This window comes from Pseudomonas sp. LBUM1641 (assembly GCF_059716235.1).
The window spans coordinates 3,249,126-3,269,151 of the sequence record NZ_CP166815.1 but is presented as its reverse complement, the minus strand read 5'-3'; the positions used below and the strand labels follow the sequence as shown (position 1 = coordinate 3,269,151).

The window sequence follows — 20,026 nt, the reverse complement described above, 5'->3', positions numbered from 1 at the left end:
AGTTCACAATGCCGCAGTTCTTTATTGACCGCCCGATCTTCGCCTGGGTGGTCGCCCTGTTTATCCTGCTGGCCGGCGCCCTCGCCATCCCGCAGTTGCCCGTGGCGCAGTACCCCAACGTCGCGCCGCCGAAAGTCGAGATCTACGCCGTGTACCCGGGTGCCTCTGCGCAAACCCTGGACGAAAGCGTGGTCAGCCTGATCGAGCAAGAGCTTAACGGCGCCGATCACCTGCTGTATTTTGAATCCCAGAGCAGCCTCGGTTCGGCCACCATCACCGCGACCTTCCAGCCGGGCACCGACCCGGAGATGGCCCAGGTCGATGTGCAAAACCGTCTCAAGGCCGTGGAGCCGCGCCTGCCCCAAGCCGTGACGCAGCAAGGCTTGCAGGTGGAGAAAGTTTCCGCCGGCTTCCTGCTGCTGGTGACCCTCACCTCCAGCGACGGCAAGCTCGATGACGTAGCGCTCAGCGATTACCTGGCGCGCAACGTGATGAACGAACTCAAGCGCCTGGACGGTGTGGGCAAGGCCCAGCTGTATGGCGCCGAGCGGGCGATGCGGATCTGGATCGACCCGCAGAAACTGATCGGTTTCAACCTGACCCCGGCGGACGTCAACGCCGCCATCGCGGCGCAGAACGCCCAGGTATCAGCGGGCAGCATCGGTGATTTGCCGGGTACCAAGACCCAGGAAATCACTGCGTCGATCCTGGTGAAAGGCCAGCTGTCGACCCCGGCCGAATTTGCCGACATCGTGCTCAAGGCCAATCCGGACGGTTCCACCGTGCGCGTCGGTGACGTGGCGCGGGTGGAAATCGGTAGCCAGGAATATCAGTTCTCCACCCGCCTGAACGGCAAGCCGTCCACTGCGGTCAGCGTGCAGCTGTCACCGGGCGCCAACGCCTTGAGCACCGCGACCCTGGTGCGGGCGAAGATGGACGAGCTGGCGCGCTACTTCCCGGCCAACGTCGAGTACAAGATCCCGTACGACACCTCGCCGTTCGTGAAGGTCTCGATCACCAAGGTGGTGTACACCCTGGGCGAGGCGATGTTGCTGGTGTTTGCGGTGATGTTCCTGTTCCTGCAAAACATCCGCTATACGCTGATCCCGACGCTGGTGGTGCCGATCGCCTTGATGGGTACCTTTGCCACGATGCTGTTGCTGGGCTTCTCGATCAACGTGCTGACCATGTTCGGCATGGTGCTGGCCATCGGCATCCTGGTGGATGACGCGATCGTGGTGGTGGAGAACGTCGAGCGGATCATGGTCACCGAGGGCCTGTCGCCCAAGGAAGCCACGCGCAAGGCCATGGGCCAGATTACCGGGGCCATTGTCGGCATTACGCTGGTGCTGGTGGCGGTGTTCCTGCCGATGGCGTTCATGCCGGGTTCGGTGGGCGTGATCTATCAGCAGTTCTCGTTGTCGATGGCCACCTCGATCCTGTTCTCGGCATTCCTCGCCCTGACCTTGACCCCGGCCCTGTGCGCCACCTTGCTCAAGCCGATCGCCAAGGGCGAGCACCATGAGAAAGGCGGCTTTTTCGGCTGGTTCAACCGGCGCTTCGAGCAGTTCACCGACCGCTATGAAGGCTGGGTGGCCTATGCCCTCAAGCGCAGCGGCCGTTACCTGCTGATCTATCTGGTGTTGGTGGTGGGCCTGGGGGTGTTGTTCAGCCGCCTGCCCTCCTCGTTCCTGCCAGTGGAAGACCAGGGCTACACCATCACCGACATCCAGCTGCCGCCGGGTGCGAGCAAGAACCGCACGGTGCAGGTGGCCGAGCAGATCGAGGCGCATAACGCCGGCGAGCCGGGTGTGGGCGATACCACGATGATCATGGGTTTCAGTTTCTCCGGCTCGGGGCAGAACGCGGCGCTGGCATTTACTACGCTCAAGGATTGGTCGGAACGCAGCAGCAAGGATTCCGCCGCGGCCATTGCAGACCGTGCCAACGCGGCCTTTACCGAGCTGAAGGACGCGATTGCCTATGCGATCCTGCCGCCGCCGGTGGATGGCCTGGGCACCTCCAGTGGTTTCGAGTTCCGCCTGCAGGACCGTGGCGGCGTCGGCCATGCCGCGTTGATGGAGGCCCGCACCGAACTGCTGGCCGCCGCCGAGAAAAGCCCGATCCTGGCCAACGTGCGTGAAAGCGCCCTGGCCGAGGCACCTCAGGTACAGCTGGAAGTTGACCGCAAGCAAGCCAACGCCCTGGGCATTTCCTTTGCCGACATCGGCAATGTGCTGTCCTCGGCCATCGGCTCGGCGTATATCAACGACTTCCCCAACCAGGGCCGCATGCAGCGGGTGGTGGTGCAAGCCGAAGGTGATCAGCGCAGCCAGGTGGCCGACCTGATGAAGATCCATGTGCGCAACAACGCCGGGAAGATGGTGCCGCTTTCGGCCTTCGTCGAAGCGCGCTGGATCCAGGGCCCGGCCCAGTTGACCCGCTACAACGGCTACCCGGCCATCGCAATTTCCGGTGAATCGGCGCCAGGCCACAGTACCGGCGAGGCGATGGAAGAGATCCAGCGCCTGGTCAGCCAGTTGCCTGCGGGCCTCGGCCAGGAATGGACCGGCCTGTCGTTGCAGGAGCGCTTGTCCGGTTCCCAGGCACCGCTGCTGCTCGGCTTGTCGCTGCTGATCGTGTTCCTGTGCCTGGCGGCGCTGTATGAGAGCTGGTCGATTCCGACCTCGGTGTTGCTGGTGGTGCCCCTCGGCGTGCTCGGCGCGGTATTGGCCGTGAGCTTGCGCGGGATGCCCAACGATGTGTTCTTCAAGGTCGGCCTGATTACCATCATCGGCCTGTCGGCGAAAAACGCGATCCTGATCATCGAGTTCGCCAAGGACCTGTATGACCAGGGTGAAGACCTGGTCGATGCGACGCTCAAGGCGGCACGCCTGCGTCTGCGACCGATCATCATGACGTCCCTGGCGTTCATCCTCGGCGTGGTGCCGTTGGCGATTGCCACCGGCGCCAGCTCGGCGAGCCAGCAGGCGATCGGCACCGGGGTGATCGGCGGGATGATCACCGCGACGCTGGCAGTGGTGTTTGTGCCGGTGTTCTTCGTGGTGGTGATGAAGCTGGTGAAAAAGCGCCACAAAGACAGCTGAACAAAGGACTCAGGTGGGCTAAGGTAACGCAAACCCTGGCCCATCGAGTTCCCATGCCCTTCCTCGCCCGCACCCACCCTCGCCTGTCCTCCGCCGCCGTATTGGGCCTGGCGGCGGGCCTCCTGGCTCCGGCCGATACGATCATCAGCAAAATCCTCATCGGCTGGAACGCGGGCGTCTGGACCTACCTGGTGCTGATGCTCTGGCTGACCAGCCATTCCCGGGCCGACGATGTAAAACGCATCGCCGAGATCGAGGACGAGAACGCCGGGCTGGTGCTGTTCATGGTGTGCATCGCGGCCGTCGCCAGCCTGGCAACCATCACCTTTGAACTGGTGGGCAGCAAGGACCTGGACACCACGGCGCGTCTGTTGCATTACGGGTTTACCGGGCTGACGGTGATCGGCTCATGGTTGCTGATCGGGGTGATTTTCAGCGTGCACTACGCGCGGCTGTATTACACCTGGGACGGCCCCGAGCCGGCATTGCGTTTTGCCGAGGATTTGCGCACGCCCAATTATTGGGACTTCCTGTACTTCTCGTTCACCATCGGCGTGGCGGTGCAAACCGCCGATGTAGGCGTCGCCACCCGGGGCATGCGCAAGGTGGTGCTGGGCCAGTCGCTGATTGGTTTTGTGTTCAATACGGCGATTCTGGGGTTCTCGATCAATATCGCGGCGGGTTTGTTTGGATGAAGCTGCACAAACCTTCTAGACGCTAAGCCCCTGCAGGAGCGAGCTTGCTCGCGAAGGACATCAACGATAATGCGGATTGCCTGGTTTGACGCGGCGCTCTCAGGTTCTTCGCGAGCAAGCTCGCTCCTACCGTTTTCCACCCCATAGGTATTTTATGGCCGCCCACAACTGGATCGACCTGGCTCAGGACGCCGACACCGGCATCGAGACCCTGCGTGCGCATTTCGAGGGCCATGCCTACGACCCGCACTGGCACGACAGCTACCTGGTGGGCGTCACGGAGCAAGGCGTGCAGCAATTCAATTGCCGCAGTACCCGTCACCAAAGCACGCCCGGCAAGGTGTTTCTGCTGGAACCAGGGGAAATCCATGACGGCCACGCCCCCACCGAAGCCGGGTTTACCTACCGCATGTTGTACCTCGACCCACAGTGGCTGCAGCGGGAAGTGGCGGCGGTGTTCGAGGAAGCCCCAGCCAACAGTCAGCTGGGGTTTGCCACCACCCTTGCCAGCGATCCACGCCTGGCGCTCGCCACCAGCCAGGCGTTTCAAAGCCTGCACAGCGGCGAACTGCGCATCGTGCGCCAGCGTGCTCTCGACCACTTGCTGGAGCGCCTGACCGGCGAGCTGCACTGGCGCCAGCGCTATCACCAAGACCCGCGCCTGCCGCTGGTGGCCCATAAAGCTCGCGAGTATTTGCACGCCCATCTGCATCAAGACGTCGGTATGGACGAATTAGCCCTGGCGACCGGCGTAGACCGCTTCCGCCTGACCCGCGCCTTCAAGAGCGCCTTCGGTCTGCCGCCTCATGCCTACCTGGTGCAACTGCGCCTGGCCCGTGCCCGTCACTTGCTGGCCAAGGGCGAGCAGCCTGCCGAGGTCGCCACCAGCCTGGGCTTTGCCGACCAGAGCCATTTGGGCCGTTGGTTTGTGCGGGCCTACGGCATGACACCGGCTGCGTACCGCAAGCGCTGCTCAAATCTTCCAGACAGCTAGCGGGCCGCTTGTGAAGATCGACTCCATTGCCTTGCACATCGGAGTCGCACCACCATGTTCCCTACCCTGCTGCCCTTTCTGTTATTCGCCTTCGTCGCCTCCATCACCCCCGGCCCGACCAATATCCTGGTGCTGAGCAACAGCGCGCGTTATGGGCTCAAGGCTGCACTGCCTATCGTGCTGGGAGCCTGTATGGGGGCGGCGGGGATTGTGTTGCTGGTGGGCTCGGGCGTGGGCCAGTCGCTGACGCAATTGCCCAGGGTCCAGGTCGCGATGCAATGGGTCGGTGTTGCCTGGCTCAGCTATCTGGCATGGCAGATCTTCCGCGCCCCGGCCGAAGCCATCGACCCGAACACCGCGCAAAAAACCCTGGGCCTGGCCGGCGCCGCCAGCCTGCAATTGGTCAACCCCAAGACCTGGATGATGGCCCTGGCGGTGGTCAGTGTGTTTGCCGGCAATGGCGACGATCGCCAGAGCCATGTGCTGTACCTGTCGCTGGCTTTTTTTGTGATTTCATTGCCGTGCCTGGGGGCGTGGGCGTTGCTGGGCGTGGGTTCGAGCCGGGTGTTTCGCTCGGCCAGGGCCATGCAGCGTTTTAACCAAGGCATGGCGTTGCTGTTGTTCGGCTCCGCGTGGCTGAGCGTTCTGGCTGGCACGTAGGGAAAGCGACGAACGGTTGGAAAACCTGTGAATTCTGACAGTTGTGGCGCAGCACGTTAGGGCGCTGAATGAACTCACTTTGCACCCGCGACATTCACCGCACACTTCACTGTATTGAAGGAGAGTTTGATGATGAGTACTGCAACTGCCCCCGCCGCCAGATCCACCCGAACCGCAACCAACACACGCTTTTTCGAAGGAGTCGTCGCAGACAAAAAATTCAAGCCGCAGTTTTTGAGTCATGAACTGAAAAACGGATTCTGGTTGGCTGAAGGAACGATGACGGGCCTACCGCCCGATCTGGCAGGCAGCGCTTCGTGCCCGAGAAAGACTCAAGGTTCAGATATTTTCAAACAAGTGATCATTTTCAAATATACGTACGACAGGGCTCTATTACCCTCCGGGCGCTATACGCTGAAGGAGGACGAGAGAGAACAACGGTTCTCGATCATTAACATGACATACGATGAGCCCCCTACACCTGCCTACAGTGCACATCGGGGGACCATCGAGTTTTTTCATGACATCATTTCCAACCATGTCAGCGGCGCACTGGATGTCTACTTCTACGATGTCAGTGGTGCTGAGCAAAGACTGCAGATTTTGTTCAGCCTTTGATAATGCGCTGCAAAAAAAACGCCCCGAGTCTCGGGGCGTTTTTATTTACCAGCCGCTATTACCAGCTATACCGCATACCAACGTTGGCGCCCCAAGGCTGGTCAACATGCTTGCCCTGGCCATAGTCGAAGTCGGCATGCAGTTGCAGGTGCTTGGACAGCGATACGGCAACCCCCGCGCCAAGTTCGATACGTGACCCCGACAGGTTGTTGTTGAACGTCTGATCGTTGACCAACACCGTATTGTTCTTGGCAAACTCATGGGCAACGGCGCCGCGAAGATATGGCTGCATCACGCTGCCGTCCTCCAGTACGAAGTCACGCCCTACGGTCACGCCCAACTTGCCCAGCACCGAGTCAGTGTTCTTGCCTTTGGCTTTGAGGCCATTGTCCAGGCTGTAGCTCTTGCCTTGCACAGTCACCAGCGACGCTTGCGCGAAAGGTTCGACAAAGAAATCGTCATCAAGCCTGATGTGGCGACCTACCTCGGCAGAAGCGCCCAGCGCATTGGTGTTGTAATTGCCTTTGGTTTGCGTGCCGTCGCTCAAACCTACTTTCGATGAGTTCTGCAGGCGGTTGGCCTTGACCACGCCATCGAAGTAGTAGCCGCTGTCTTCATCCAGCCACGTTGCGTACAGGCCTGCGTAGTAGCTTTTTACTTCGCCCGACGTCCCCCGATTGAGGTCCAGGTCGGAGTTACTGTGACCGGCCATCACCCCCAGCAACCAGCCATCACCGACAGGTGCGTCCGCGCCCAGGGAGAAACCACGCTGAATCTGCTGGTAACCGCCCGCCTCGCCGCCGGAGACTTCGTACTTGTTGCCATACGCACGCAGCCAGCCACCGGACTCGGCGCCATTGTGGCGCAGTTCACCCATGCGGCTGCGCAACGAGGTCATTTCGCCGTACCACACGGTCGGTGCAGTGTTGAACAAGGCCAGCACCGAACGGGTGCCCGGGCTGACGGTGCGGTTATTCGGGTCGAGGAACCAGTCGGTACCGTCTTGGCGAAGACCGTAGGACCAGGCCCCCACATCAACCGAACCGCCTACCAGTTCGAACTGTGCGTCACCGCCTCCGGTGTGCACCACCTGTATGTCGCCCGGGTTGAGCGGTTCCGCGCCGCTGCTGGCAAGCAACAAATTGTGATGACCGGACGCATCGCCAGCAATGTTGAGAAAGTCGGTCAGGCCCCGCGCGAAGTCAGCGCCCATCACAAAAGTACCCTGGCCAGACAGGCTTCCCAGGTCCAGTTGATAGAACGCATCCCCTTCACCGAACTTGACCATGCCATCCGACAAGGTCAGCGCACCGACCTGGCTGTTGCCAGTCATGACCCACATCGACTGATCACCGATCTGCAACGAGGACACGTTGTCCAGGCGGCCCGTCAGGGAGGCAAAATTGTTCAGTTGCAGGTGGGCCGCACTCCCGGCATCGACAACCACATCGCCTTGCAGCTGGCTGTTATCGATCTGCATATTGGCGGTTGAGCCACCTTTGACTTCCAGCAGATTGCCGTTGCCACCGATCAGCGTCGAGCCGTTACGCACCTGAATGTCGGCGACCGCGCCCTGCCCCCGCAAGCCCTGCACAAGCAGGGCCGCACCGGTGGTACCGGTGACCCGGGTCTGATCCAGCACCAATGTGTTCGCATTGGGTATACGACGATCAGTCGACATCACAATGCCGTTAAGACCGCCGGTAATATTGCTGCGCAAAGCACGGGCCGTTGCACTTTCCAGGCTCAGGCCGAAGCTGCCCTCGCTTACACCGATAACTTCGCTTTGCATCAAGTCCAGCGAGCTGTTGCCCGTCAGCGCCGCGCCACCGGTAGCGCCGGAGATTACGCTATCGGACACAACTGCCGTGGACCCGGTCGTGTCAGACGTGAACCGACCGATCAACATGCCGAAATGGTCCGCGCTGGAAATCACACTCCCCTGGATCAGGGCATTGCTGCTGAACAACGTAATACCGTTATTGAGCGCCCCGGAAGCGGTCACTCGGCTATTGGCCACGTTCACACTGGAGCCTCGTTGGGCAACCACCGGACCGAGGATTGTGCTGCGGTCGGTGACGTTCAGCGTGGACGCGTCGGCATAGACATCCCACGTAAACGTGTTGTTGACGTTAAGCGTAGCGTTGCGCAACTCAAACGAATCAATGTGTTCACCATGCCCAATGGTGTAGGTCTCATTTTCAATCAGCCTGGCTTGGGCTTGAGGTGCCAGGAATAGAACGGACACAACGCAAGGAACCTGCATCATTGCGACTAAAGGCTTTAACTTAAACGCAGTATTGATCTTCACAAGAAACCACTCTTTCAACAGAGGCTCCACAACGGAACCGTCCGGCCTATTTCCAGAGGGATGGAAGCAGGCCACTCAAGGGTCGCAAAGTTACCGTTGAGTGCTAACTGTTGATGTAGGACTTATCTGAACAGCTTGAATGACACGGCGAGGAAAGGCGGAGGGCGAACGAGCTAATTCAAGAGGCGCCGGGGCGCCCCTTGATCATTGCGTGAGACTAGTCTTCATCCACGGAAGTGATCACCTGGTCCTCGCAGAACACACCGTTGAGGTCGGCAAAACGAGTTCGGGTATACGCCCGCTGAGACTTGACTTCACCCTCCCCTGGTACGTCGACGAAGTAGTGGAAGTCCGCCGAGTTTCGAGCGGCAGGCTTTAGTACCGTCATGTAAGGCTGAATTGTCAAATCAAAACCGTTTGCGACCATGTCTGGTGTCAGCGGTAGTGAGTTGAAGGGATAGGTCGGCCCCAGCTGCGTAGTGCCTGCCGCGTCGCTGAACACCCGCCACTCCCCTCGAATGATCATGTTTTCCGTGAAGTACGTCGTATTGCCAGGAACCCTGACGACTGCGGCCCACGTCACACGGTTGAGGTCGGTACAGGCCAATGCTGCCGTGTCCCGGCGGATCTGTGCCGGCGCCAGCGTTATCACATTCGCACGCACGTTCACGTCCCGAGGTGCAGAGCGCTGGATATTGTTATTGGTCCGCCAACTCAGCGCGTAGAACACCTTGAGTGTCGCGTTGTTGCCCACCTCCCTGATCGTCGCCCACGGGACGGTCAATGTGACGGTCGAACCAGCGGCTTCTGTGGTCAGTGTCGTCGGATCAAAGGGGTGCTCCAGATCGCCCCAGTAGCCTGTAATAGTGATACCCGGAACAGGCAGGGGCAGGTCCCATAGCAAAATTTCGACAGTGGCATCATTGCCAAAGTCCGCAGGCCTTAGCACGTTAGGCATGGTCCTGTCGCCGCCGAACACCGTCGGCCGATTGAGCGTCGGGTTTTCAGGGTCAGGTCCAGGGCTGGGACCCGGTGCGGAGAGGTCAACGTGGATATCCAGAGACGGTGCATCAAACTCCTGCCCACGGCGATCGACGAGATACTCGATGGTGGTTTCCTTCTCGCCAGTTGCAGTGCCGTAGTCGGCAAGGATCGTTGCGCGGCTCACGGGCAGCAGCAACGGGAACGGCATGTAATCCGCGACGTTGTAACGCCGTGGATCCTCCTCCCCCCAAGTCAGTTGGATAACGTCGGTTTCCGGCAGGTTGTTAGCGTATTCAGCAATGCTGACGATAACGTCGTTCGCGACATACACATCTTGCAGGTCAATGAGACCGTCACCGGGGATCAGCGCAAGCGGTATCTCCGCCTGCCTGGGAGCCGGAGCGTCAGTCAAATTCAAGTTGATGCGCGCTGGCGTTGAATCCAGGCTGCGGTTGCCGGCCAGGTCACTCAGGACGTAAAACAGGTAGTTGCGCCCTGCCGCATTGGCCCTGACCGTATCCCAAGCCACGGTGAAGGTTAATGCGTCCGTAACAGGAACCGTCAGGGCGGGAGTGGACAATTGCGAGGAGAAATCCTCGGAAAAATAGACCGTAATACTATCGCCCGGTTTTCGAGAGGCTGTATAGGCCGGGAATGTACACACCATGCCGTCCTCATTGTCTGCGATATCCGTCTCGGTAATTTCGTCAACCAGATAGCTGGGGTATATCGGCGCTGGTGGATAGATACGACCGTAAGGCGGCGTCTCATCTATTTCCAGTGGAGCACCCCTCATCAACGGGCTCGGTGATGTGGGGCTTTCCCAAACGATATAACCCACTTCATGCTCGCCTTGGGTTAAGAGCGAGGCGGGGATATCTCGAAAAAAGGGCGCGGTGATATCGGCGTAATTAGGGGACGCAGGGTTTGCAAAGTTAACGACATGAATGGCAGTCCCCCACTGGGTTGCGCCTTTGCCACGAATATTCGTAGTGATATAAACCGTGGCAGGGTCAATGTCGCCATCCTCTGCCATTTCGGAAAGATCATAACTGACCCGTAGTGGCTGCCTGGGCTCTTGATAAGGAATCAGCCCACCGACATTCAAACTGTCGAACGTCGGCAATTTCAAGTTCAGGACCCCGCCCTTTCGACCGGACAAATACGCTCTACTTGCTTCTCGCGAGGCGACTGCAGCCTGTTGTTTCTTATTCAAACTCGTCATTTGTAATCTCCACTTGCATGTTTAACAACATCGTTAAAATGTAAGATGACGTGAACTCACATGGAATTATTTACAGCGACATGACGGCATGAGTTCATAAATCATCAGTTCAGTATCTGCCTTCGCACTGGCAAACAACGTCCAAATTTCAGAGTTCCGGGCCGTTACCGTCAGGCCCACAGTAGAGGCCACCAGGCCTGCGCCGATCGATTCTCACGTAGTAAAGCCGCGATGAGCCGATAAGCCGGCCGCCACGCCAAACGGTGTATGCGACATGGGCGGAACTTGACGGGCTATTGGGGTCCTCGGATTTTATGGGAGCTATTTTTTCAAGATAGTTATCCAGCTTGAAGGTATAACCTCTCCTAGCTTCGTCCGAAGTCAGACTATGAATGAGCGGTTCTGCAGTATCGGGAAGTGGCTGCCCTCCGCCCCAGATTTCCGTGTATCCCATCCAGTTCAAAATAACGACGTCGTTTTCCCTGAGTGCTGAGTTAGGTGGAACTACGATTGGGATATGATCCCACAGAGGGGGAATGGATAAACAATTGAGAGTTGAAGTCTGACGATCCCAGCTTGGAAACTCCGCCCGTCCAAATATAAAAGGCGCAACGACGGCCACGTTCACTTCAGTAAAGTACGAGATTTGTTCGTTAACACCATTAAACGTCGTGTAATACACCGGCAGCCGGTCATGGTTACCCGCATCCACAATGACTTGCCAGGGTATATCGCTGAACTCCACGCGCGCGCCCTCTACGTCCCCTTTACTGGTGTCTACGCGATAACTGGCGACCGGTGACTCCAGGTACGGGAAGTTCCCCCAATACAACTCCAACAGTTCCCCATCTTTAGGGGTGTGATAAAGAGGAACACTGGCATAGACCCGCTGGTCCTTGTCACGAATATCGATAAGGTTGTCAGTGGCAGAGCCCTCGCCAAATATCCGTACCCGTGGCAAGTCAGTGTTGATGCGCTCTGGTGCATTGGCATGATCTTGCCCGGCAACGGTGAAGTCCCAGCGGATCCCGGTGCCCGGGCTCGGATAAGTCGGCACCGTGCTGCCGGCGCGCAAAATGGTGTAGCTGGCAAATCCCTGCGCGGGACCCGGGCCGGCTTCGATCAACTTCCGCCATGGAACATTGACGTCAAAGGGCACGTGAGTGACCTCTTGCAGCAGGAGCGCGGTGTTACCCCACCTTAAGGCAACCTGGTCTCCTGGCTGCCAATTGATGTAGTTCACCCGCGCCACAACTCCCAGACGGGCTTCATGGCGGTTGATCAGGCCAGCCGCCATTGCCGGGATAATCGGACGCTGGAGTTGGGTCGGAGAACCCAACAAATCGACCTCAACCGGCGCCTGTTCGGATCTTGGGCCACGGTTGCCCGATCGATCCTCAAGCCGGACATGGACGTATTGGGTGCCGTTTGGGTACAACCGAAATACTTCACCGGGGATGCGCACGATCGGTGGCGTGGTTTCAAGGGGAAACTCTACATACCCGTCGGGCGAAGCATCGGGCGGGGGGCTTCGGTCCGACACGTAGTAGTAGACCCTGTCTCTGGCTCGGCGGCCGGTATACGTCACCGTAAAATCGACGGTGGGGTGTGCCCGCAAATAATCCTCATCGATAATCGCGACCGGAGATACCGGGGCGTCAGGCGCCATGTTGTTATTGGGAGGCGTACGATCCAGAAACAGGAAGCGCGGGTTAGTCCGGGAGACAATTCCTGTTTCGTCTTCAATCTCGTAATGCAGCAAAACCGTACCGTCTGTTTCCAGATAATCTCGCGTGATCGTGATGCTCAGGGGGAAAATGTCTGGCGAGATGGGGCCGTCAAAACGGCGGATGTAAGGCGGCCGGCCTTCAGCCCCGCCACGCAGCCAGCGGACCCTCAAGATATTGAACTCACCTTCCTCTGCGGAGCCGTCCCACAACTCGGAAATCACCACCTCCAGGCCACTGTCCAGGTGCCGGCTGGGAATATGACCATCCGTGATAGGAGGAATGACATCGTCCAGAACCGGTACCTTGATGTCTTTCATCGCCAAGACACCCTTGCGCAGTCCATCAGTGTTGGGATCACTCATTTAACCCTCCTGGCTACTTGTTCGCTCCCGCGCAGATGTTTGCGCGTTTGGATTTATTAAACGCGCAATATCGGGGTTCGAATACTGTCAGAACTCACAGGTTGGCCCAGCCGTTCGTCGGTTTTAACCGGCAACTTCCTGTGAATCGTACTTGACGAATTGCCTGGTGGATGGTCTTCTGAAACCGGTTTCAGCGCGAGTACCCACGCGCCGACCATTCCAATAAGAAAGGCCCTGCACCGTGACTACATTTTCCGCCGCCCAGCGCAGCCGTGTGACCATGCTTGATGTGGCCGAGCGCGCCGGTGTCTCCAAAGCCAGCGTGTCACGCTTTATCGGCGACGACCGTGGGCTCTTGTCCGAGGCCATCGCCCTGCGCATCGAGCAGGCTATCGATGAGCTCGGCTACCGCCCCAACCAGATGGCCCGTGGTTTGAAACGTGGGCGTACCCGCCTGATCGGCATGCTGGTGGCCGATATCCGCAACCCCTATTCGATTGCCGTGATGCACGGTGTGGAAACCGCCTGCCGTCAACACGGCTACAGCCTGGTGGTGTGCAACACCGACCGCGATGACGAACAGGAGCGCCTGCACCTGGCCGCCCTGCGCTCGTACAACATCGAAGGGCTGATCGTTAACACCCTCGGCCATCACCTCGACCAATTGCTGGAGCTGCAACGGGAAATGCCCCTAGTGCTGGTGGACCGCAAGGTCGAGCCGCTGCACAGCGACCTGGTGGGACTGGATAACCCGGTGGCGGTGCGCATGGCGGTTGAGCACCTTGAGCAGCAAGGCTATCGCGACCTGCTATTGGTCAGCGAAGCCACCGATGGCACCAGTTCACGACTGGAGCGTCTGGAGAGTTTCAAGGCCGAGATTGGCCAGCGCGGTGCGTTGACCGGCGCCGTGCTGGAGATCGACAGTCAACTCAATACCCGCCTGCAAACCTTCCTCGCCAAATCTAAAGCCGGCCCCAAAGCCCTGTTCTGCGCCAACGGCATCGCCGCACTGGCCTGCACCCGTGCGCTGAAGGAACTGGGCTGCAAGCTGTTCGAGGACGTGGGCTTGATCGCCCTGGATGACCTGGATTGGTACCCGCTGGTAGGCAGCGGCATCACCGCCCTCGCCCAGCCTACCGAAGCCATCGGCGCCAGCGCGTTTGATTGTTTGCTCAAGCGCTTGCGTGGCGATACCCAAGCCCCACGCACCCTGGATTTTCTGCCACAACTGATCATTCGAGGCTCCACCAAGCGCCCGTAGCAGCTGTCGAGCCCGGGCGAGGCTGCGTTTGCGATGTGTCAGATATACCGCCGACGCAGCCTCGCCGGGGCTCGACAGCTGCTACGCCTGGTTCAATTCGACATTTTGCGTATAAAAATGAAACCGGTTTCAGAGGTACACAACAATGCATAATTACCCCGTATCCATCAGCCTTTCCAGCTACGGCGCCGACCTGGTCCGCCAACAGGGCCAGTTGAGCTTCGTCTCGGTGCTGGCCGCCGCTGGCGCGCAACGTATCGAATGGCGCGAAGAACTGCTGACCACCGAACAACCCCTTGAACTGGTACAAGCAGCGGCCGATCAAGGCCTGGAATGCGTGTTCTCCTCGCCCCTGGAACTCTGGGTGGCCGGCCGCTCGCAACCCAACGCCGAACTGGCCGCCACCCTCGACCGCGCCCAGGCGTTCGGCGCTGGCTGGCTGAAAGTCTCCCTCGGCTATTTCACCGACACCAACGACCTGGACAGCTTGAGCGCCCTGCTCAACCGGCATCCGGTCAAGCTGCTGGTGGAAAACGACCAGACCTTGCACGGCGGGCGCATCGAGCCGATGCAGCGTTTTTTCAACGAAGTCGAGCGCCTGGCGGTGCCGGTGAAAATGACCTTCGATATCGGCAACTGGCAATGGCAGGACCAGTCCGCACTCACCGCCGCGCGCCTGCTGGGCCGGCATGTGGACTACCTGCACTGCAAGGCCGTGGCCCGTCGCGCCGACGGCAAGCTGGTGGCCCTGCCACCGGGCGCCGCCGACCTGCATCTGTGGGAACAACTGCTCAAGCATATGACTCAAGGTATTACCCGGGCCGTGGAATTTCCGCTGCAAGGCGATGACCTGGTGCAGGTCACGGCACAGCAGGTCGCCGCCCTCGCCGTCCTTGGCCAGCCCCGCGTGGAGAATGCCCATGTCTGAGATCGATATCCTGTCGTTTGGTGAAACCATGGCGATGTTTGTCGCCGAACAGACCGGCGACCTGGCCCAGGTTGCGCAGTTTCACAAACGGATTGCCGGCGCCGACAGCAACGTCGCCATCGGCCTGTCGCGCCTGGGTTTCAACGTGGCGTGGCTGAGCCGTGTGGGCGCCGATTCCCTTGGGCGTTTTGTGGTCGATACCTTGCAGAACGAAGGCCTGGACTGCGGACATGTGGCGGTCGACCCGCTGCACCCCACCGGCTTTCAACTCAAGTCCCGCGAAGAAGCCGGCGACGATCCGCAGGTGGAGTACTTCCGCCGTGGCTCGGCCGCCAGTCATCTGTCTGTCGAGGCGATCAAGCCCGAGCTGTTGCAAGCCCGCCACCTGCACGCCACCGGCATTCCACCGGCGCTGTCGGACGCCACCCGCGAGCTGTCGCGCCAACTGATGATGCAAATGCGCGAGGCCGGCCGCAGCGTGTCCTTCGACCCGAACCTGCGCCCGTCCCTGTGGGCAAACGAGCAACGCATGATCAGCGAAATCAACGCCCTCGCCTGCCTGGCGGATTGGGTGTTGCCGGGGTTGAGCGAAGGCCGTTTGCTCACCGGTTTTGAAGACCCGGCCGACATCGCCGCGTTCTACCTCGACCTAGGCGTGGAAGCCGTGGCCATCAAGCTCGGCCCCCACGGCGCGTTTTACCGCACGCAATTGGACCAGGGTTTTGTCGCCGCCGTACCCGTGGCCAAGGTGGTCGACACGGTCGGCGCCGGCGATGGTTTTGCCGTGGGCATGATCAGCGCGTTGTTGGAAAACCTCAGTTTTGCCGAGGCCGTGCAGCGCGGCAACTGGATCGGCAGCCGCGCGGTGCAGAGCCGTGGCGACATGGAAGGCTTGCCGTTGCGTGAAGATCTGCCTGCTTATTGTAGGAGCGAGCTTGCTCGCGAAGGTCGTTAACGATGACACGCGCCACCTGAATAGAGGTGGAGCTCTTAGGTTTTTCGCGAGCAAGCTCGCTGCTACCCAGTTACCTGTTGCCACAACTACAACAAGCTCAGGAGCAACCTTATGGAACCGTTGAAACTCGCCACCCGTCGTTGGTGGTACATCATGCCCATCGTGTTTATCACCTACAGCCTGGCGTACCTGGATCGCGCCAACTATGGCTTCGCCGCCGCCTCCGGGATGGCCGAAGACCTGATGATCACCCCGGGCATGTCGTCATTGCTCGGCGCGCTGTTTTTCCTCGGCTACTTTTTCTTCCAGGTGCCCGGCGCGATCTATGCGCAGAAGCGCAGCGTCAAGAAGCTGATTTTCGTCAGCCTGATCCTCTGGGGCAGCCTCGCCACCCTGACCGGCATGGTGTCCAACGCCTACATGCTGATCGTGATCCGCTTCATGCTCGGAGTGGTCGAAGCGGCCGTGATGCCGGCGATGCTGGTGTACCTGTGCCACTGGTTCACCCGCGCAGAACGCTCCCGGGCCAACACCTTCCTGATCCTCGGCAACCCGGTCACCATGATGTGGATGTCGGTGGTCTCGGGCTATCTGGTACAGCATTACAGCTGGCGCTGGATGTTCATCATCGAAGGCTTGCCGGCAGTGCTGTGGGCCTTTATCTGGTGGAAGCTGGCGGATGAAAAACCGGCCGATGCCAAATGGCTGAGCGCCCAGCATAAAAAAGACCTGGAAACCGCCCTCGCCGAAGAACAGGTGGGCATCAAGGCGGTGAAGAACTACGCCGAGGCCTTCCGCTCACCCAAGGTGATCATCCTCGCGCTGCAGTTTTTCTGCTGGAGCATTGGCGTGTATGGCTTCGTGCTGTGGCTGCCGTCGATCCTCAAGGCCGGTTTGAAAATGGACATGGTCGAGGCCGGCTGGCTGTCGGCGCTGCCGTACCTGGCGGCGGTGATCGGCATGCTGGTGGTGTCCTGGGGCTCGGACAAACTGCAAAAACGTAAACGCTTTGTGTGGCCGCCGCTGTTGATCGCCTCCATCGCGTTTTATGCGTCCTACGTGCTGGGCGCTGAACACTTCTGGTGGTCGTACACCCTGCTGGTGATTGCCGGGGCGTGCATGTATGCGCCGTACGGGCCGTTTTTCGCGATCGTCCCGGAGATCCTTCCGGCCAACGTCGCCGGCGGCGCCATGGCACTGATCAACAGCATGGGCGCCCTCGGTTCGTTTGGCGGTTCGTACCTGGTGGGCTACCTCAATAGCAGCACCGGTTCGCCCGGCGCCTCGTACCTGCTGATGAGCGGTGCGTTGATGGTGTCGGTGGTGCTGACAATCTTCCTCAAGCCCGGCGCCAGTGACCGCGAACGCGCCCCGCTGAATTCCCTTGAATTGAAGGTAAAGACCTGATGAAAAAGTCTGTCGTGCTCTATAAGAAACTCTCTGCGCCGCTGATGGCCCGCCTGCATGAACAGGCCGAGGTCACGCTGATCGAGGCACTGGATGAAAGCGGCCTGGCCAAGCTGCGCGCGGCGTTGCCTAAGGCCCAAGGGATGCTGGGTGCCAGCCTGCGCCTGGACGCCAAATTGCTGGACCTGGCGCCAAACCTTGAGGCCGTGGCCAGCGTGTCCGTCGGCGTCGACAACTACGACATCGACTACCTGACCGGCCGCGGCATCCTGCTCAGCAACACCCCCGACGTACTGACGGAAACCACCGCTGATACCGGCTTCGCGCTGATCCTCGCCACTGCCCGGCGAGTGGTGGAACTGGCCAATATGGTCCGCGCCGGCAACTGGAACCAGAACATTGGCCCGCTGCATTTCGGCAGCGACGTGCATGGCAAGACCCTGGGCATTATCGGCATGGGGCGTATTGGTGAAGCCTTGGCCCAGCGTGGGCACTTCGGGTTTGGCATGCCGGTGATCTACCACAGCCATTCGCCAAAACCGGCAGTGGAGCAGCGCTTCGGCGCCGAGTATCGCAGCCTGCCGGACTTGCTCCAGCAAGCCGACTTTGTGTGCCTGACGTTGCCGCTGACGGCTGAAACCGAAGGCTTGATTGGCGCTGAAGAATTCGCGCTGATGGGCCCGGAGACGATCTTTATCAACATCTCCAGAGGCAAGGTGGTGGACGAGCCGGCGCTGATCGAGGCGTTGCAACAGCGCACCATTCGCGCGGCGGGACTGGATGTGTTTGTGCGCGAGCCGCTGCAGCATGACTCGCCGTTGTTGCGCTTGAGCAATGTGGTGGCGACGCCGCATATCGGGTCGGCGACCCATGAGACGCGGGAGGCGATGGCCAAGTGCGCGGTGGACAATCTGCTGGCGGCGCTGGCGGGGGAAAAGCCGAAGAACCTGGTGAATCCGACTGCCTGGAAACACTGAATCCTGAAACACCACAGCACCCAATGTGGGAGCGGGCTTGCTCGCGAATGCGGTGGATCAGTCACTCGCTTTGGTGGCTGACACACCGCATTCGCGAGCAAGTCGAATCGTCGCACCGCCGCTCCCACATTTTTGATCGCATTTCAGATCAGATAACGAATCTGGCCACCATCCCGTTCAAATCCACCGCCAGACGCGACAGCTCATGGCTGGCCGCGCTGGTCTGGTTGGCACCCGCCGCCGACTGGGTCGCCAGGTCGCGGATATTCACCAGGTTGCGATCAACCTCGCGGGACACCTGAGCCTGTTCTTCCGAAGCGCTGGCGATCACCAGGTTGCGTTCGTTGATCAGGCTGATGGACTGGGTGATCTGCTCCAGGGCCACCCCGGCGGCACGCGCCATTTCCAGGGTACTTTGGGTGCGTTGGTTACTCTGCTGCATCGAGTTCACCGCCTCGCCGGTACCGCTCTGAATGCCGGCGACCATTTTTTCGATTTCCTGGGTCGACTGTGCGGTGCGATGGGCCAGGGCCCGCACTTCATCCGCCACCACCGCAAACCCGCGCCCGGCTTCACCGGCACGCGCGGCTTCGATCGCCGCGTTCAGGGCCAGCAGGTTGGTCTGCTCGGCAATCGCGCGAATCACGTCCAGTACCTTGCCAATATCACGGCCCTGAGCCGCCAGGCCTTCGATCAATACCGAGGTGTTTTGTACATCCTGAGTCATGGTCTGGATCGCACCGACGGTTTCCACCACCCGGTCGCGCCCTTCCCGCGCAGCCTGGTTGGATTGGCTGGAGGCTTCTGAGGTGGACACCGCATTGCGCGCCACTTCTTCCACGGCTGCGGTCATTTCGTTGACTGCTGTGGCGGCCTGGTCGATTTCGTTGTTCTGCTGTTGCAAGCCTTTGGAGGCCTCTTCAGTCACCGCGCTGAGCTCTTCAGCGGCAGAGGCCAACTGCGTGGCGGAGCCGGCGATGTGCTGGATGGTCTGGCGCAGGTTGGCTTGCATTGCAGCCAATGCGCCGAGCAGGCGAGCGGGTTCGTCCTTGCCGTCGTCTTCAATCACTTTGCTCAAGTTACCGCCAGCGATCACTTCAGCCACCTCCAGCGCTTTGCGCAGTGGCGTGACGATGCTGCGGGTCAACAGCCATGCCAGCAACACCGTCATCAAGGCCGCAATCACCGAAACGGCGATGATGCCCGTGATGGCGTCCCGGTAACTCTGCCCGGCGTCATTGGCGGCCTGGTTGGCATCAGCGGCGTTGATGGCGATCAGTTTATTCAACTGCTCGCCCATCTGGTCGGTGCCATCCTTGATGCGGCTGTTGATCAGGGCGCGCATCTCTTCCACTTTGTTCTGCTGCGAAAGGCTCACCATCTCGGCCTGAGCCTTGAGGTAATTGTCCAGCGTGAGGGCAAACGTCTTGTACAGCGCCGCCTCTTCATCCCCCGCCGGCATGGTGGCATAAGCCGCCTGGGCGGTCTTGACCTTGCCTTCCAGCACGTTCATGCGGGTCTGGGCTTCCTGCAAGGCCGCCGGTTCACGGTTCACCAATACGCGAAACGACAGAATCCGCAGGCGCAGGACGTTTTCGGTCATGGTGGCCAGATACCCGACGCTGGGCAGTTGGTTGGCGCCCATGTCGACCGATGCCTGACGAATCAGGGTCATGCGGTTCACCGCAAACACCCCAAGAATAACGACAAGCAACGCGATGAAGGCGAAACCGAGAAAAGCTCGAGGTGCGATATTCAGGTTACGAAGGGACATAGGGGGCGCTCTTAGAAGTAGTGGCTGCGAGCATCCCT

The 20,026-nt window shown here is 59.9% G+C and carries 14 protein-coding genes; 10 read left to right on the top strand and 4 right to left on the bottom strand.

Annotated elements, in window-relative coordinates; all coding sequences use genetic code 11:
• Positions 1 to 8: 8 nt before the first annotated feature.
• From ACA046_RS14925 to ACA046_RS14905, 5 genes are all read left to right on the top strand, one after another.
• Positions 9 to 3,107: an efflux RND transporter permease subunit gene (locus ACA046_RS14925; RefSeq protein WP_318304193.1), complete on the top strand. Its 3,099-nt coding sequence runs from the start codon at positions 9 to 11 to the stop codon at positions 3,105 to 3,107.
• 53 nt (positions 3,108 to 3,160) lie between these two features.
• On the top strand, positions 3,161 to 3,802 hold the full coding sequence (locus ACA046_RS14920) for a DUF1345 domain-containing protein (RefSeq protein ID WP_459021384.1): 642 nt from the start codon (positions 3,161 to 3,163) through the stop codon (positions 3,800 to 3,802).
• Positions 3,803 to 3,956: 154 nt separating this feature from the next.
• Complete coding sequence (locus ACA046_RS14915) at positions 3,957 to 4,796, top strand: AraC family ligand binding domain-containing protein (protein WP_497676894.1); 840 nt, start codon at positions 3,957 to 3,959, stop codon at positions 4,794 to 4,796.
• A 54-nt stretch (positions 4,797 to 4,850) separates the two neighbouring features.
• Positions 4,851 to 5,456: a LysE family translocator gene (locus tag ACA046_RS14910; RefSeq protein WP_497676893.1), complete on the top strand. Its 606-nt coding sequence runs from the start codon at positions 4,851 to 4,853 to the stop codon at positions 5,454 to 5,456.
• A gap of 129 nt (positions 5,457 to 5,585) precedes the next feature.
• A complete protein-coding gene (locus ACA046_RS14905; RefSeq protein WP_459021390.1) occupies positions 5,586 to 6,074 on the top strand; it encodes a hypothetical protein in 489 nt (162 codons plus the stop codon).
• Positions 6,075 to 6,132: 58 nt separating this feature from the next.
• On the opposite strand, the gene ACA046_RS14900 is transcribed toward ACA046_RS14905, so the two are convergent.
• The 3 genes from ACA046_RS14900 to ACA046_RS14890 all read right to left on the bottom strand — a co-directional run bounded on the left by ACA046_RS14900 (position 6,133) and on the right by ACA046_RS14890 (position 12,686).
• The gene (locus ACA046_RS14900) at positions 6,133 to 8,322 is read right to left on the bottom strand and encodes an autotransporter outer membrane beta-barrel domain-containing protein (RefSeq protein WP_497676892.1); all 2,190 of its coding nucleotides are present in this window, start codon (positions 8,320 to 8,322) and stop codon (positions 6,133 to 6,135) included.
• Between the two features lie 280 nt (positions 8,323 to 8,602).
• On the bottom strand, positions 8,603 to 10,594 hold the full coding sequence (locus ACA046_RS14895) for a hypothetical protein (RefSeq protein WP_497676891.1): 1,992 nt from the start codon (positions 10,592 to 10,594) through the stop codon (positions 8,603 to 8,605).
• A 148-nt stretch (positions 10,595 to 10,742) separates the two neighbouring features.
• Entirely contained in the window at positions 10,743 to 12,686 is a 1,944-nt protein-coding gene (locus ACA046_RS14890) for a hypothetical protein (protein ID WP_497676890.1), read from the bottom strand.
• A gap of 241 nt (positions 12,687 to 12,927) precedes the next feature.
• Between ACA046_RS14890 and ACA046_RS14885 the strand changes: the two genes are divergently transcribed.
• The 5 genes from ACA046_RS14885 (at position 12,928) to ACA046_RS14865 (ending at position 18,214) form a co-directional block, all read left to right on the top strand.
• Complete coding sequence (locus tag ACA046_RS14885; protein WP_459021398.1) at positions 12,928 to 13,947, top strand: LacI family DNA-binding transcriptional regulator; 1,020 nt, start codon at positions 12,928 to 12,930, stop codon at positions 13,945 to 13,947.
• A 145-nt stretch (positions 13,948 to 14,092) separates the two neighbouring features.
• On the top strand, positions 14,093 to 14,875 hold the full coding sequence (locus ACA046_RS14880; RefSeq protein ID WP_497676889.1) for a sugar phosphate isomerase/epimerase family protein: 783 nt from the start codon (positions 14,093 to 14,095) through the stop codon (positions 14,873 to 14,875).
• On the top strand, positions 14,868 to 15,830 hold the full coding sequence (locus ACA046_RS14875; RefSeq protein ID WP_497676888.1) for a sugar kinase: 963 nt from the start codon (positions 14,868 to 14,870) through the stop codon (positions 15,828 to 15,830). The genes ACA046_RS14880 and ACA046_RS14875 overlap by 8 nt, the downstream gene beginning before the upstream one ends.
• A 111-nt stretch (positions 15,831 to 15,941) precedes the next feature.
• Positions 15,942 to 17,237, top strand: coding sequence for an MFS transporter (locus ACA046_RS14870; protein ID WP_459021404.1), 1,296 nt, complete (start codon positions 15,942 to 15,944; stop codon positions 17,235 to 17,237).
• Positions 17,237 to 18,214, top strand: coding sequence for a 2-hydroxyacid dehydrogenase (locus tag ACA046_RS14865; RefSeq protein ID WP_459021406.1), 978 nt, complete (start codon positions 17,237 to 17,239; stop codon positions 18,212 to 18,214). Before ACA046_RS14870 ends, ACA046_RS14865 begins: the two co-directional genes overlap by 1 nt.
• A 148-nt stretch (positions 18,215 to 18,362) precedes the next feature.
• Here the strand turns inward: ACA046_RS14865 and ACA046_RS14860 are convergent, their stop codons facing one another.
• On the bottom strand, positions 18,363 to 19,988 hold the full coding sequence (locus tag ACA046_RS14860; protein ID WP_497676887.1) for a methyl-accepting chemotaxis protein: 1,626 nt from the start codon (positions 19,986 to 19,988) through the stop codon (positions 18,363 to 18,365).
• Positions 19,989 to 20,026 lie beyond the last annotated feature (38 nt).